Source organism: Kitasatospora putterlickiae, from assembly GCF_039527695.1.
In the GTDB taxonomy this organism is placed as follows: domain Bacteria; phylum Actinomycetota; class Actinomycetes; order Streptomycetales; family Streptomycetaceae; genus Kitasatospora; species Kitasatospora putterlickiae.
Window position 1 is genome coordinate 1 of sequence record NZ_BAAAKJ010000392.1, and the last position, 13,391, is coordinate 13,391.

Annotated in this window: 13 protein-coding genes; 10 read left to right on the forward strand and 3 right to left on the reverse strand. The window is 72.5% G+C overall.

The annotated features are described in order from the left end of the window. Positions 1 to 23: 23 nt before the first annotated feature. On the reverse strand, positions 24 to 401 hold the full coding sequence (locus tag ABD308_RS33850) for a DUF1844 domain-containing protein (protein ID WP_344343568.1): 378 nt from the start codon (positions 399 to 401) through the stop codon (positions 24 to 26). 461 nt (positions 402 to 862) lie between these two features. Here ABD308_RS33850 and infC point away from each other — a divergent pair, with 461 nt between their 5' ends. The 9 genes from infC to ABD308_RS33895 all read left to right on the forward strand — a co-directional run bounded on the left by infC (position 863) and on the right by ABD308_RS33895 (position 10,324). After that, entirely contained in the window at positions 863 to 1,615 is a 753-nt protein-coding gene (gene infC, locus ABD308_RS33855; RefSeq protein WP_344343593.1) for a translation initiation factor IF-3, read from the forward strand. Between the two features lie 138 nt (positions 1,616 to 1,753). Next, on the forward strand, positions 1,754 to 1,948 hold the full coding sequence (gene rpmI / locus ABD308_RS33860; protein WP_045701618.1) for a 50S ribosomal protein L35: 195 nt from the start codon (positions 1,754 to 1,756) through the stop codon (positions 1,946 to 1,948). Between the two features lie 109 nt (positions 1,949 to 2,057). Next, positions 2,058 to 2,453 (forward strand): 50S ribosomal protein L20, encoded by a 396-nt coding sequence (gene rplT, locus ABD308_RS33865; RefSeq protein WP_030395970.1) that lies wholly within the window; start codon positions 2,058 to 2,060, stop codon positions 2,451 to 2,453. A gap of 107 nt (positions 2,454 to 2,560) precedes the next feature. Then, positions 2,561 to 3,427 carry a TrmH family RNA methyltransferase gene (locus ABD308_RS33870; RefSeq protein ID WP_344343575.1) on the forward strand — a complete coding sequence of 289 codons (867 nt, stop codon included), beginning with the start codon at positions 2,561 to 2,563 and terminating at the stop codon, positions 3,425 to 3,427. Between the two features lie 116 nt (positions 3,428 to 3,543). Further along, positions 3,544 to 4,647 (forward strand): sensor histidine kinase, encoded by a 1,104-nt coding sequence (locus ABD308_RS33875; protein WP_344343577.1) that lies wholly within the window; start codon positions 3,544 to 3,546, stop codon positions 4,645 to 4,647. 224 nt (positions 4,648 to 4,871) lie between these two features. Continuing rightward, positions 4,872 to 5,993 carry a phenylalanine--tRNA ligase subunit alpha gene (gene pheS, locus ABD308_RS33880; protein WP_344343579.1) on the forward strand — a complete coding sequence of 374 codons (1,122 nt, stop codon included), beginning with the start codon at positions 4,872 to 4,874 and terminating at the stop codon, positions 5,991 to 5,993. Beyond that, positions 5,993 to 8,494: a phenylalanine--tRNA ligase subunit beta gene (gene pheT / locus ABD308_RS33885; protein WP_344343581.1), complete on the forward strand. Its 2,502-nt coding sequence runs from the start codon at positions 5,993 to 5,995 to the stop codon at positions 8,492 to 8,494. Before pheS ends, pheT begins: the two co-directional genes overlap by 1 nt. Before the next feature lie 181 nt (positions 8,495 to 8,675). Beyond that, entirely contained in the window at positions 8,676 to 9,521 is an 846-nt protein-coding gene (locus ABD308_RS33890; RefSeq protein WP_344343583.1) for a chitosanase, read from the forward strand. 71 nt (positions 9,522 to 9,592) lie between these two features. Continuing rightward, the gene (locus ABD308_RS33895) at positions 9,593 to 10,324 is read left to right on the forward strand and encodes a DUF7873 family protein (protein ID WP_344343585.1); all 732 of its coding nucleotides are present in this window, start codon (positions 9,593 to 9,595) and stop codon (positions 10,322 to 10,324) included. Positions 10,325 to 10,726: 402 nt separating this feature from the next. On the opposite strand, the gene ABD308_RS33900 is transcribed toward ABD308_RS33895, so the two are convergent. Beyond that, the gene (locus tag ABD308_RS33900) at positions 10,727 to 11,596 is read right to left on the reverse strand and encodes a 3-hydroxybutyryl-CoA dehydrogenase (protein ID WP_344343587.1); all 870 of its coding nucleotides are present in this window, start codon (positions 11,594 to 11,596) and stop codon (positions 10,727 to 10,729) included. 295 nt (positions 11,597 to 11,891) lie between these two features. On the opposite strand from ABD308_RS33900, the gene ABD308_RS33905 reads away from it, so the two are divergent. Next, on the forward strand, positions 11,892 to 12,710 hold the full coding sequence (locus ABD308_RS33905) for an SDR family NAD(P)-dependent oxidoreductase (protein WP_344343589.1): 819 nt from the start codon (positions 11,892 to 11,894) through the stop codon (positions 12,708 to 12,710). A gap of 27 nt (positions 12,711 to 12,737) precedes the next feature. On the opposite strand, the gene ABD308_RS33910 is transcribed toward ABD308_RS33905, so the two are convergent. Next, the coding region (locus ABD308_RS33910; RefSeq protein ID WP_344343591.1) for a polysaccharide deacetylase family protein at positions 12,738 to 13,391 on the reverse strand (654 nt) is incomplete at its 5' end.

The window sequence follows — 13,391 nt, forward strand, 5'->3', positions numbered from 1 at the left end:
CGGGCCGACCGCCGTCGGTGGCCTCAGGAGTAGACCGGACCGGTGAACTTCTCGCCCGGCCCGGCACCCGGGGCGTCCGGGACGATCGAGGCCTCGCGGAAGGCCAGTTGCAGCGAGCGCAGGCCGTCGCGCAGCGGCGCGGCGTGGAAGTTGCTGATCTCCGGGGCGCCGGCGGTGACCAGTCCGGCCAGCGCGGTGATGAGCTTGCGAGCCTCGTCGAGGTCCTTGTCCTTCTCGCCGCCCTCGGCGAGGCCGCACTTCACGGCGGCGGCGCTCATCAGGTGCACCGCGACGGTGGTGATCACCTCGACGGCCGGGACCTCGGCGATGTCCCGGGTGAGGTCGTCGAAGCCGATCGCCTCGTCGTCCGCGGCGGGGTTCTGGGTGGGCTCGCTGCTCAAGGGGGGCTCGTTCCGTCGTGCCGGTGTCCGTACAGAGGGAGCGTACAAGCCGGGGCGCGCGGGGGCGGAATAGCGTTCGACCCCCTGGCGCTGTATGCTTCGAGACTGACCGGCCAGACGTCCTCACGGAGGTCCGGCCAGCAAGTGGAGGCTCCACCCAGGAGGCCCGAGAGGGCAACCGCGAAAGTCTCCCACCTGATCGGCCTCACGGTCGACGGGTCCCGGTCCGCGACGGGCGCCCAGCGCGCCGACGGTCGCCGCAGCGCCCCTCACCGGGTGCCGCCCCCGGTTGTGTGGAGCCCCGCTTGTACCGAGCGGGGCTTTTTTCGTGTCGCGGTGTGAACGGCCGAACGGAGCCGGGTACAGCGCAGCACGAATGAAGCCCCGCCCAGTGGTCGAGTCCACTACGTGCGACCGCCGTCCGACGGCCGCATCGCAGAAGGTGCAACCGAGGAGGCCCCATCAGCACCGAGCCCCGCATCAACGACCGGATTCGCGTCCCCGAGGTGCGACTCGTCGGTCCCAGCGGCGAGCAGGTCGGCATCGTGCCGCTTGCCAAGGCGCTGGAGCTCGCGCAGGAGTACGACCTCGACCTGGTCGAGGTCGCGGCGACCGCCCGGCCGCCGGTGTGCAAGCTCATGGACTACGGCAAGTTCAAGTACGAGTCGGCCATGAAGGCCCGTGAGGCGCGCAAGAACCAGGCGCACACGGTCATCAAGGAGATGAAGCTCCGGCCGAAGATCGACCCGCACGACTATGACACCAAGAAGGGTCACGTCGTCCGGTTCCTCAAGCAGGGCGACAAGGTCAAGATCACGATCATGTTCCGCGGTCGTGAGCAGTCCCGCCCCGAGCTGGGCTTCCGTCTGCTCCAGCGGCTCGCCGACGACGTCCAGGACCTGGGCTTCGTCGAGTCCTCGCCGAAGCAGGACGGCCGTAACATGATCATGGTCCTCGGCCCGCACAAGAAGAAGACCGAGGCGATGGCCGAGGCCCGCGCCGCCGCCGACGCCCGCAAGGCCGAGCGTCAGGGCCGCACCCCCGGCTCCGACGCCGCCGGCGAGGACGACGCCGTCGAGGCCGAGTCCGCCGAGCTTGTTGAGGCCCAGGACGCCGTCGAGCCTGCTGAGGCCCAGGACGCCGCCGCCGAGGCGGAGGCCCCCGAGGCCGCCGCTCCGGTCGAGCAGCCGGCCGAGGCCTCCCAGGGCGCCTGACCTTCCGAGGCCAGGAGGTCCGGGAGACCGGCCACCAGGGTGACGGGGCGCCCCGCCCGGTCACCGCAGATCCATCCTTCACGCCCGCGCGGCGCACACCGCGCGGGCGTGGACGGACCGACGAGGAGATACGGCGAAATGCCGAAGCAGAAGACGCACAGTGGCGCCAGCAAGCGCTTCAAGATCAGTGGCTCTGGCAAGGTGCTGCGCGAGCGCGCCGGCCGCCGCCACCTCCTGGAGCACAAGCCCTCGACGCTGACCCGCAAGCTGGCCGGGACGATCGAGCTGGCCCCCGCCGACGCCAAGAAGATCAAGAAGCTTCTCGGCAAGTGATCGCCCTCCCGCCCGGCGCGAGCCGCGTGCGGGGCAGCTGATCCTTCCCGACCCATTCGAATGACGGACCACGTGAAGCAGTCCGTGGTCCAACTCAAGGAGTAATCAAGTGGCACGCGTCAAGCGGGCAGTCAACGCCCACAAGAAGCGCCGGGTCATCCTGGAGCGCGCCAGCGGCTACCGCGGCCAGCGCTCGCGCCTGTACCGCAAGGCCAAGGAGCAGGTCACCCACTCGCTGGTCTACAACTTCAACGACCGCAAGAAGCGCAAGGGCGACTTCCGTCAGCTGTGGATCCAGCGCATCAACGCTGCGGCCCGTGCCAACGGCATCACCTACAACCGCTTCGTGCAGGGCCTGAAGGCCGCCAGCGTCGAGATCGACCGCAAGATGCTGGCCGACCTGGCCGTCAACGACCCGGGTGCCTTCGCCGCCCTGGTCGAGGTGGCCCAGAAGGCGCTGCCGGCCGACGTGAACGCCCCGAAGGCCGCCGCGGACGCCGCCTGATCTTCCGAGATCGGTCGAGCTCTGACCGGACCCGCAGGCTCCCCTGCGGGTCCGGTCCTGCTTTACGCCCTCCTTCAGCGCCTCCAGAGCCTCCAGAGAACGAGACCATGCCGAGCACCGACTCCCCCCTGCTGACCTCCCTGCGCTCGCCGCGCGTCGTCGCCGCCCGCCGGCTGGCCAAGCGCAACCAGCGCACCAAGGAGCGCCGCTTCCTGGCCGAGGGCCCGCAGGCCGTCCGGGAGGCCGTCGTCTTCGGCAGGCTGCCGGGCACCGGCGAGCACGCCGTGGTCGAGGTCTACGTGACGCCGGAGGCCGCCGAGCGGCACGCCGGCATCGTCGAGGCGGCGCTGGCCGAGGGGCTGCCGGTGCTGACCGCCACCGACGAGGTCATCGCGGACGTCTGCGACACGGTGACCCCGCAGGGCATCGTCGCGCTGTGCCGGTTCATCGACACCCCGTTCGCCGACGTCCTGGCCGCCCGCCCCAAGCTGGTCGCGGTCCTCGCCCACGTGCGGGACCCCGGCAACGCCGGCACCGTGCTGCGGACCGCCGACGCGGCCGGCGCGGACGCCGTGGTGCTCACCGACGCCTCCGTCGACCTCTACAACCCGAAGGCCGTCCGGGCCTCCGTCGGCAGCCTGTTCCACCTCCCGGTCGCCGTCGGCGTGCCGGTCGAGGAGGCGATCGGCCGGCTGCGCGAGGCCGGGGTGCGGGTGCTGGCCGCCGACGGGGCGGGGGAGCGCGACCTCGACCAGGAGCTCGATGAGGGCACCCTGGGCGCGCCGGGCGCGTGGGTGTTCGGCAACGAGGCGTGGGGGCTCCCGGAGGAGACCCGCGCACTGACCGACGAAGTCGTGCGCGTGCCGATCCACGGGCACGCCGAGAGCCTCAACCTGGCCACCGCCGCCGCCGTCTGCCTCTACGCCTCGGCCCGTGCCCAGCGCTCGCCCGGCGGGTGCCGCGCCGCGCGCTGACCCGCGCGCCCGCCCGCGGCGGCAACTCGTCGCGGGACCTATGACCAGGCGCTGCGAGGCGCTAGGGTCTGCCTCGGTGGGGGGAAAGACACGGTGGGTAATCGGGGAGGACACCCATGGTCGGCAGCGGGCCAGAGCTCGACCCGGACGATCTGCCGGACGGCCTGGTGGTCGCCGACGCACTGGGCCGGGTGGTCTGCTTCAACCGCGCCGCCGCCCGGCTGACCGGCGTCGCCCCGCAGGCGGCGCTCGGCAGCGAGCTGGAGGACGTCCTGCCGCTGGAGGACCTCGACGGTCGCCGCTGGTGGCAGCTGACCGACCCGTACGGCGGCCTGGCGGTGCGCACCGGCCAGCCGGAGCGCAACCTGCTGCTGCCCGGCGGGCGCGAGGTGCTGGTCTCCGCCCGGTACGTCCGCCCGCACCCCGGAGGCCCGCTGGAGCGGCTGGTGATCGCCCTGCGCGGCACCGAGGCCCGCCGGCGCACCGAGCGCAGCCACGCCGAGCTGATCGCCACCGTCGCGCACGAGCTGCGCTCGCCGCTCACCAGTGTCAAGGGGTTCACCGCGACCCTGCTCGCCAAGTGGGAGCGGTTCACCGACGGGCAGAAGCGGCTGATGCTGGAGACGGTGGACGCCGACGCCGACCGGGTCACCCGGCTGATCGCCGAGCTGCTGGACATCTCCCGGATCGACGCCGGCCGGCTGGAGCTGCGCAAGCAGGTCGTCGACCTGGCCGCCGCGGTGCGCCGGCACGTCGAGCGCAAGGTCGCCACCGGCATCCCCGAGGACCGCTTCGACATCCGGGTCAGCGAGCCGCTCACCGTGCTGTGGGCCGACCCCGACAAGGTCGACCAGGTGCTCGCCAATCTGCTGGAAAACGCGGTGCGCCACGGCGAGGGGACTGTCACCATCGAGGTGGCACCGGCCAAGGAGGTCGTCGAGGCCCCCGTCTGGGAGCGCCCCGGCACTCCGCCCCGCATCGTGGAAGGAACAGCGGTCACCGTGAGCGACGAAGGCGGCGGCATCCCCGAGGAGGCGGTGCCGCGCGTCTTCACCCGCTTCTGGCGCGGCTCCAAGCGCGGCGGCACCGGGCTCGGCCTCTACATCGTCAAGGGCCTCGTGGAGGCCCACGGCGGTTCGATCCGCGTCGACCGCGCGCCCGGCGGTGGCGCCCGGTTCCGATTTATCCTGCCCGCCGGGATCCCCGACTTCATGCTGTGAGCATGCGGTAGCCGGTCCCCCGGACGGGCTTGACGGCGGTCGCGCAACGCGCTGCGACTACACTCGACCTTTGGCGTTGTGGAACGCCCCGCGCGGCCGCGCCGCGGACACCCCGCCTCCCTCGTTCGGAGAACGGCTGCCCGTGCCCCGGCCACGTCGGGCGTGACGCGAAGGCACGAGCCCCTTACCTGAGCACGGACGAGCAGGAGCACGGGAAGATAGAGATGTCGGCACCCAACAAGTCGTACGACCCGGTCGAGGTCGAGGCCCTCAAGCCCGAGGTGGTGGAGACGGCCCGGGACGAGGCCGTCGCCGCGTTCGCCGCCGCCACCAGCCTCGACGAGCTGAAGCAGGCCAAGGTCGCCCACACCGGCGACCGCTCCGCCCTGTCCCTCGCCAACCGCGAGATCGGCGCCCTCCCCCCGCACGCCAAGGCCGCCGCCGGCAAGCTGATCGGCCAGGCCCGGGGCGCCGTCAACCAGGCGCTCGCCAAGCGGCAGGCCGAGCTGGAGGCCGAGCGGGACGCCCGCGTGCTGGTCGAGGAGGCGGTGGACGTCACCCTGCCCTACGACCGCACCCCGCGTGGCGCCCGCCACCCGCTGACCACGCTGGCCGAGCGCATCGAGGACACCTTCGTCGCGATGGGTTACCAGGTCGCCGAGGGCCCCGAGGTCGAGGCCGAGTGGCTCAACTTCGACGCCCTCAACCTGGGCCCGGACCACCCGGCCCGCTCGATGCAGGACACCTTCTTCGTCCAGGCCCCGGACGGCTCCGCCGACTCCGGCGTGGTGCTGCGCACCCAGACCTCCCCGGTCCAGGCCCGCACCCTGCTCCACCGCGAGCCCCCGGTCTACGTCGTCTGCCCGGGCCGGGTCTACCGCACCGACGAGCTGGACGCCACCCACACCCCGGTCTTCCGGCAGGTCGAGGGCCTGGCGGTGGACGAGGGCATCACCTTCGCCGACCTCAAGGGCACCATCGAGCAGCTGGTCTCGACCCTGATCGGCGACGGCCTGGAGCTGCGCTGGCGGCCCTCCTACTTCCCGTTCACCGAGCCGAGCGCCGAGATCGACCTGCAGTGCTTCGTGTGCCGCGGCGAGTCGGTCGGCAACCCGGACCGCCCCTGCCGCACCTGCGGCTCCGAGGGCTGGATCGAGCTCGGCGGCTGCGGCGTGGTCAACCCGCGGGTGCTGGTCGCCTGCGGCGTGGACCCCAACCGCTACAGCGGGTTCGCCTTCGGCCTGGGCCTGGAGCGGATCCTGATGAACCGTCACAACGTCGCCGACATGCGCGACATGGTCGAGGGTGACGTGCGCTTCACCCTCCCGTTCGGGATGGAGATCTGATGCGCGTCCCGCTTTCCTGGCTGCGCGAGTACGTCGACCTGCCGGCCGGCGAGACCGGCCGCGACGTGGCCGAGCGGCTGGTCCGGGCCGGCCTGGAGGTCGAGACCGTCGAGCAGCTCGGCGGCGACCTCAAGGGCCCGCTGGTGGTCGGCGAGGTGCTCTCCATCGAGGAGCTGACCGGCTTCAAGAAGCCGATCCGGCACTGCTACGTCAACGTCGGCGACGCCAACGGCACCGGCGAGCCGCAGGAGATCGTCTGCGGCGCCAACAACTTCGCCGTCGGCGACAAGGTCGTCGTGGTCCTGCCCGGCGCCGTGCTGCCCGGCCCGTTCCCGATCTCCGCGCGCAAGACCTACGGCCAGACCTCGGCCGGCATGATCTGCTCGGCCCGCGAGCTCGGCATGGGCGACGACCACAACGGCATCATCGTGCTCCCGCCCGAGTACGAGCCCGGCACCGACGCGATCGAGCTGCTCCAGCTCGTCGACGAGGTGCTGGACATCGCCGTCACCCCGGACCGCGGCTACTGCCTGTCCCTGCGCGGCGTCGCCCGCGAGGCCGCCGCCGCGTACGGGCTGCCGCTGGCCGACCCGGCGCTGCTCGACGTGCCGCCGGCCAACTCCTTCGGCTACCTGGTCAAGGTCAACGACCCGGCCGGCTGCGACCGCTTCGTGGCCCGCACCGTGGTCGGCCTCGACCCGGCCGCCAAGTCCCCGATCTGGCTCCAGCGCCGGCTGCAGAAGGCGGGCATCCGCCCGATCTCGCTGGCCGTCGACATCACCAACTACGTGATGCTTGAGGTCGGCCAGCCGCTGCACGCCTACGACAAGCAGCGCGTCGACGGCCCCATCGTGGTCCGCCGGGCCGAGGAGGGCGAGAGCCTCACCACCCTCGACGGCGTCAAGCGCGCGCTGTCCGCCGAGGACCTGCTGATCTGCGACAACAGCGGCCCGATCGGCCTGGCCGGTGTCATGGGCGGCGCCTCCACCGAGATCCTCGACCCGGCCGCCGGCCCGGGCACCACCGAGGTGATCATCGAGGCGGCGCACTTCGACGCGGTCGCCATCGCCCGTGGCGCCAAGCGGCACAAGCTGCCCTCCGAGGCGTCCAAGCGCTTCGAGCGCGGCGTCGACCCGGAGGCCGCCCGCGCCGCCGCGCAGCGCGCCGTCGACCTGCTGGTGCTGATCGCCGGCGGCACCGCCGAGGCGGGCGTCACCGACATCGCCGCCCCGCACCCGGTGCGCACCATCACCATCGCCGCCGACCTGCCCGACCGGGTCGCCGGCACCGGGTACGGCCGCGAGACCGTCACCCGGCGCCTGCAGGAGATCGGCTGCTCGGTCGCCGGCGCCGACGTCCTGGAGGTCACCCCGCCGACCTGGCGCCCCGACCTCACCGACCCGTACGACCTCGCCGAGGAGGTCATCCGGCTGGAGGGCTACGACAACGTCCCCGCCCGGATGCCCACCGTCCCGCCGGGCAAGGGCCTGACCGAGGCCCAGCGGACGCACCGCCGGGTCGGCGTCGCGCTGGCCGGCGCGGGCTACGTCGAGGTCAACAACTACCCGTTCGTCGGCGAGGCCTCCTTCGAGGCGCTCGGCCTGGAGCCGGAGGACTCCCGTCGGCGCACCGTCACCCTGGTCAACCCGCTCAACGACGAGGAGCCGGGGCTGCGCACCACGCTGCTGCCGGGCCTGCTCGGGGCGCTGCGCCGCAACGTCGGCCGCGGCAACACCGATCTGGCGATCTTCGAGACGGGCACGGTGTTCCTGCCGAAGGACGAGCTGTCGGTCGCCCCGCGCCCGGCCGTCGACCGCCGGCCCAGCGAGGAGGAGCTGGCCGCGCTGGACGCCGCGCTGCCGCACCAGCCGCGCCGGGTCGCCGTCGCGCTGGCCGGCGAGCGGCTGCCGTCCGGCTGGTGGGGCAAGGGCGCTCCGGCGACCTGGGCGGACGCCGTCGAGGCCGCCCGTACGGTGGCCGGCGCCGCCGGCGTCGAGCTCACCGTCCGTCAGGGCCGGCTGATGCCGTGGCACCCGGGCCGCTGCGCCGAGCTGGTGGTGGCCGGCACCGATCGCGTGGCCGGCCACGCCGGTGAGCTGCACCCGCGCGTCGTCAAGGCGATGGGCCTGCCCGAGCGCACCTGCGCGATGGAGCTGGACCTGGACCTGCTGGCCGCCGACGGCGCCGCGCGGGTCGAGGGCCCGGCGGTCTCCGGTTTCCCGGTGGCCACCCAGGACGTCGCGCTGATCGTCGACGCGGAGGTGCTCGCCGCCGACGTGGAGGCCGCGCTGCGCGCCGGGGCCGGCGAACTGCTGGAGGCGATCCGGCTGTTCGACGTCTTCACCGGCGAGCAGGTCGGCGAGGGCCGGAAGTCGCTGGCGTACGCGCTGCGGTTCCGCGCCGCTGACCGGACGCTGACCGCCGACGAGGCGAGCGCCGCCCGCGAGGCGGCCGTCGCCGAGGCCGTCGCCCGCACCGGCGCGGTGCTGCGCGGCGCCTGACGCGTCGTCAGAAGGGGGCCCCGGTCGGATCGATCATCCGGCCGGGGCCCCCTTTCGCGCGCCCTTGGGGGCAACCCCCTTGCGCCACGCCCGGCGTGAACGCTTCAATCAAGTTAGGAAACTTTCCTAACTCTCACGAGTCCGGCCACCCCCATGCCGGATCAGGGAAACGGAGCGTCAGATGCGTACCCAGCACCGCACCGCCCGCACCGTCCGCCTCGCCCTCGCCGCCCTGCTGGTCGCCGCGCCGGCCACCGTCGCGGCCGCCGGCGCCGTCCACGCCGCCCCCGCCGCGGGCACCGTCCGGCTCGCCGCCGTGGGCCTGGACGACCCGCACAAGAAGGACATCGCCATGCAGCTGGTGTCCAGCGCCGAGAACTCCTCCCTCGACTGGAAGGCCCAGTACAAGTACATCGAGGACATCAACGACGGCCGCGGCTACACCGCCGGCATCATCGGCTTCTGTTCCGGCACCGGCGACATGCTCGAACTCGTCGAGCACTACACCGACCTCAAGCCGGGCAACATCCTCGCCAAGTACCTCCCGGCGCTGCGCAGGGTCAACGGCACCGACTCGCACTCCGGCCTCGGCTCCGCCTTCGAACGCGACTGGGTCACCGCCGCCAAGGACACCGTCTTCCAGCAGGCCCAGAACGAGGAGCGCGACCGGGTCTACTTCAACCCCTCGGTCAAGCAGGGCAAGGCCGACGGCCTGCGCGCGCTCGGCCAGTTCATCTACTACGACGCCATCGTCATGCACGGCCCCGGCAGCGGCTCCGACAGCTTCGGCGGCATCCGCGCGGCCGCCATGAAGAAGGCCAGGACCCCCGCCCAGGGCGGCGACGAGGCCACCTACCTCAAGGCCTTCCTGGACGCCCGCAAGGTCGTCATGAAGCAGGAGGAGGCGCACGCCGACACCAGCCGGGTCGACACCGAGCAGCTGGTCTTCCTCAACGCGGGGAACTTCGACCTCAACCCGCCGCTGAGGTGGAAGGTCTACGGCGACAGCTACGTCATCAACAGCTGACCGTCCGCCGCCGTCGCCGGGGGCGTTAAATCGGATGACGCTCGAACGAGCGCGCTGATAGCGTCCCCGGCGTGGCCAAGCTGAACCAGATCATCGCCGTCGAAAAGGGCGTCAAGTCGAAGTCCTTCCAGGAGCTGACGCAGTCCCACCAGGACCTGCAGAAGCCCCCGTTGCTGGCCGGCATCTCCCGGACGTACCAGCCCAAGGACGAGGAGGGCGAGCAGCTTCCCCCCGAGTCCACCCGTGTCCAGGTCATGGCCGAGGACGTCCTGCGGGCCACGGCCACCACCCTGACCCGGCTGTTCGACGTCACCGCGACCAAGGACTGGGCCAACACCGAGGCCCGCGCCGACGTCGTCGTCGACGGCCGGACGCTGGTCGCCGCCGTGCCGGTCAGCTACCTGCTCTTCCTGGAGAAGCAGCTCACCGACCTGCGGACCTTCGTCCGCAAGCTGCCCGTCCTGGACGCCGCCGAGTCCTGGAGCCACGACCCGTCCACCGACACCTGGAAGACCGAGGCCGTGCGCACCATCCGCACCAGGAAGGTGCCGCGCAACCACGTCAAGGCCGAGGCGACCGAGAAGCACCCGGCGCAGGTCGAGGTCTACTACGAGGACGTCGCGATCGGCTACTGGACGACCGTGAAGTTCTCCGGCGCGCTGCCCGCCCGGCGGGTCAACGAGCTGCTGGAGCGGGTCGAGAAGCTCCAGCAGGCCGTCCAGTACGCCCGCGAGGAGGCCAACGGCGCGGAGGTCGAGGACCGGCGGGTCGGCGACGCGGTGTTCGGCTACCTGTTCGGGTAGCCCCATGAGCCCCCCGGGTGAGACCGGGGGTGGCGCGAAAAGCGCAAGCTGAAACTGAGGTTGAAGCTGATACCGGGGAAACGGTGGGGGTTCGAATCCCTCCTCCGGCACCACGTGCCGGGGTGGCCCAAGTGGCAGAGGCGCCCCGTAAGACTCAGACTCTCGCTCAAGTCTCAGCATTCGCCGCCGAGCGCCGGATCGACCGGGTGTGCGCTACAGCGTAGGTTGCGGGTTCGACTCCCGTCTGCGCCTCTCCATGGCGCGGTAGCTTTAATGGCAGAGCGACGCTGTGAAACTGACCCACACCCTTAAACGTGCCGGTGCGCAGCAATTGGGTGGCACACCAGGGGCCCGGGAGATGGATACCGCTCCCGGGCCCCGTCACGCGCGCCGCCGACGCGGTCAGGCGGTCGCCGTGTAGTCGTAGAAGCCGCGGCCGGACTTGCGGCCCAGCAGGCCCGCGTCCACCATCCGCGACAGCAGCGGGGGAGCGGCGTACAGCGGCTCCTTGAACTCGTCGTACATCGACTCGGCGATCGAGACGACGGTGTCCAGGCCGATCAGGTCGCACAGCCGCAGCGGGCCCATCGGGTGGGCGCAGCCGGCCTCCATGCCCTTGTCGATGTCGGAGGCGGTCGCCACGCCCGACTCGAACATCCGCACCGCCGACAGCAGGTACGGCACCAGCAGCGCGTTCACGACGAAGCCGGCCCGGTCACGGGCGCGGATCGGGGACTTCCGCAGCACCTCGGTGGCGAACGCCTCCACCCGGTCGGTGGTGGCGGCCGAGGTGGTCAGGGTCGGGATCACCTCGACCAGCTTCTGCACCGGCGCCGGGTTGAAGAAGTGCAGGCCGATCACCTGTCCCGGGCGCGAGGTGGCGGCGGCCAGCTTCACGATCGGGATCGAGGAGGTGTTCGAGGCGAGGATCGCGTCCCGGCGCTCCACCACCCGGTCCAGCGTCTCGAAGATCTTCACCTTGACGTCCTCGCGCTCGGCGACCGCCTCGACCACCAGGTCGCGGTCCGCGAAGTCCGTCAGGTCGACGGTGAACGCCAGCCGGGACAGCGCCTCGTCGCGCTGCTCCTGCGTCAGCTTGCCGCGCTTGACCGCGGTGTCCAGCGAGTTGGTCAGCCGGGCGCGCCCGAACTCCAGCGCCTCCCCGGTGGCCTCGGCGACCAGGACCTCCAGCCCCGCCCGGGCGAACACCTCCGCGATGCCCGACCCCATGAGTCCACAGCCGATCACTCCGACGCGCGCGATGTCACTCACTCAGTTGCCCTTCGGTGGTGCTGGGGGTCGCCCAGCGACAGATGGCCCAGCAGGTGCTGTTCGGCGGTTCGGGTGCACCGGTATGTGCGGACCGGTGCACCGTCCCGACGACGTTACTACTCCCTACCGGCGAGTAGGTCATCCCCTCCCCGGGCGACCCGCCGCCCCGCGCCTTCCCCCGAACGGGTGGGTCCGCCCGCGTCGCGGGGGCGCTCGCGCCCCGTCCAGGCCCGCCGGGCGGCAGAATGCGGGGCCGGACCGCGGGTGGTCCTGGCCGGACGGAGGGAGCACGGGCATGCCGACGGGATCGCTCACGGGACAGGTCGGCCTGATCACCGGCGCCGGCCGCGGCATCGGCCGGGAGCTCGCCATCGGCCTCGCCGCCGAGGGCATGGCCGTCGGCCTCGTCGGCCGTACCCAGGAGACGCTCACCGACACCCTCAAGGAGTGCGTACGGCACGGCTCGCGCGGCGTCGCCGTCGCCGCCGACGTCACCCGCCCCGGCTCGGTCCGCGAGGCCGTCCGCGTCGTCGAACGCGACCTCGGCTCCGTCGACCTGCTGGTCAACAACGCCGGCCAGATCGACGCCGCCGAGGTCCCGCTCTGGGAGACCGACGTCAACCAGTGGTGGCAGGTCGTCGAGGTCAACCTGCGCGGCCCCTACAACCTGCTGCGCCGCGTCCTGCCCGGCATGGTCCGCCGCCGACGCGGCCGCGTCGTCAACCTCAACTCCGGCTTCGCGCTGCGCCCCGACGGCCACTACACGGCGTACGCGACCTCCAAGGGCGCGCTGCTCCAGCTCTCCGACAACCTCGCCGACTCGCTCGCCGAGCACCACGTGGTGATCCTCGACATCAGCCCCGGCGCGGTCGCCACCGACATGACCGCCGCCATGCCGATGTTCCGCGACACGACGACCTGGGGCTCCATCCCGTACATGGTCGCCGTCACCGTGGACGCCGCCCGGGGACGCTTCGACGCGCTGCACGGGCGCTTCCTGCACGCCGGACGGGACAACCTGGAGGAGCTGGTCCGCCGCGCCGACGAGATCCGCGAGGCGGACGCCCGCGCCCTGCGGCTGCGCCCGTACGGGCCCGACGACCCCATGGGCTGACCGCTCGCGGCCGAGGGGGCGCCGGGCTCAGGCGAACAGGCGGCTCGCGGTGACCGGGGTCAGGCCGGCCCTGGTGAGGCCGTCGAGGATGCCGGGCAGCGCGTCGACCGTGCAGCGGTGGCCCAGGTGCAGGGCGACCACGGAGCCGCCGCGCACCGAGCCGAGCACCCGGCGCTGCAGTTCGGCGGCGCTCGGGTCGGCGTAGTCGCGCGGGTCCACGTCGAAGGAGAGCACGTGCTCGTAGCCGACGGCCTTCGCCTGCTCCCGCACCATCGGCGTCGCGTACTGGGCGGCCGACGGGCGGAACCACCGGCCGATCGAGCCGGTCAGCCGCTGCAGCCGCTCCGCGCACTGGGCGATCTCGGCGCGCGCCCGGTCCGGGGTCATGGTGGAGATGTTCTGGTGGTTCTGGGTGTGGTTGCCCAGCTCGTGGCCGCCGTCCAGGATCCGCCGGGCCATCTGCGGCTGCTGGTCGAGCCAGCTGCCGACGGCCAGCACGGTGAGCCCCGCGCCGCGCCGCTCGGCGGTCTCCAGCAGGGCGGTGGCGAGCGCCGGGTCCCCGCTGCCGTGGAAGGTCAGCGCGACGCCGCGGCCGGTGCGGGGCCCGTACGCGACCTCGACCGGGGTGCCGGGCGCCAGCGGCGGCAGCACCGGCGGGGCGGGCGGCGCGGTGGCGGGCGC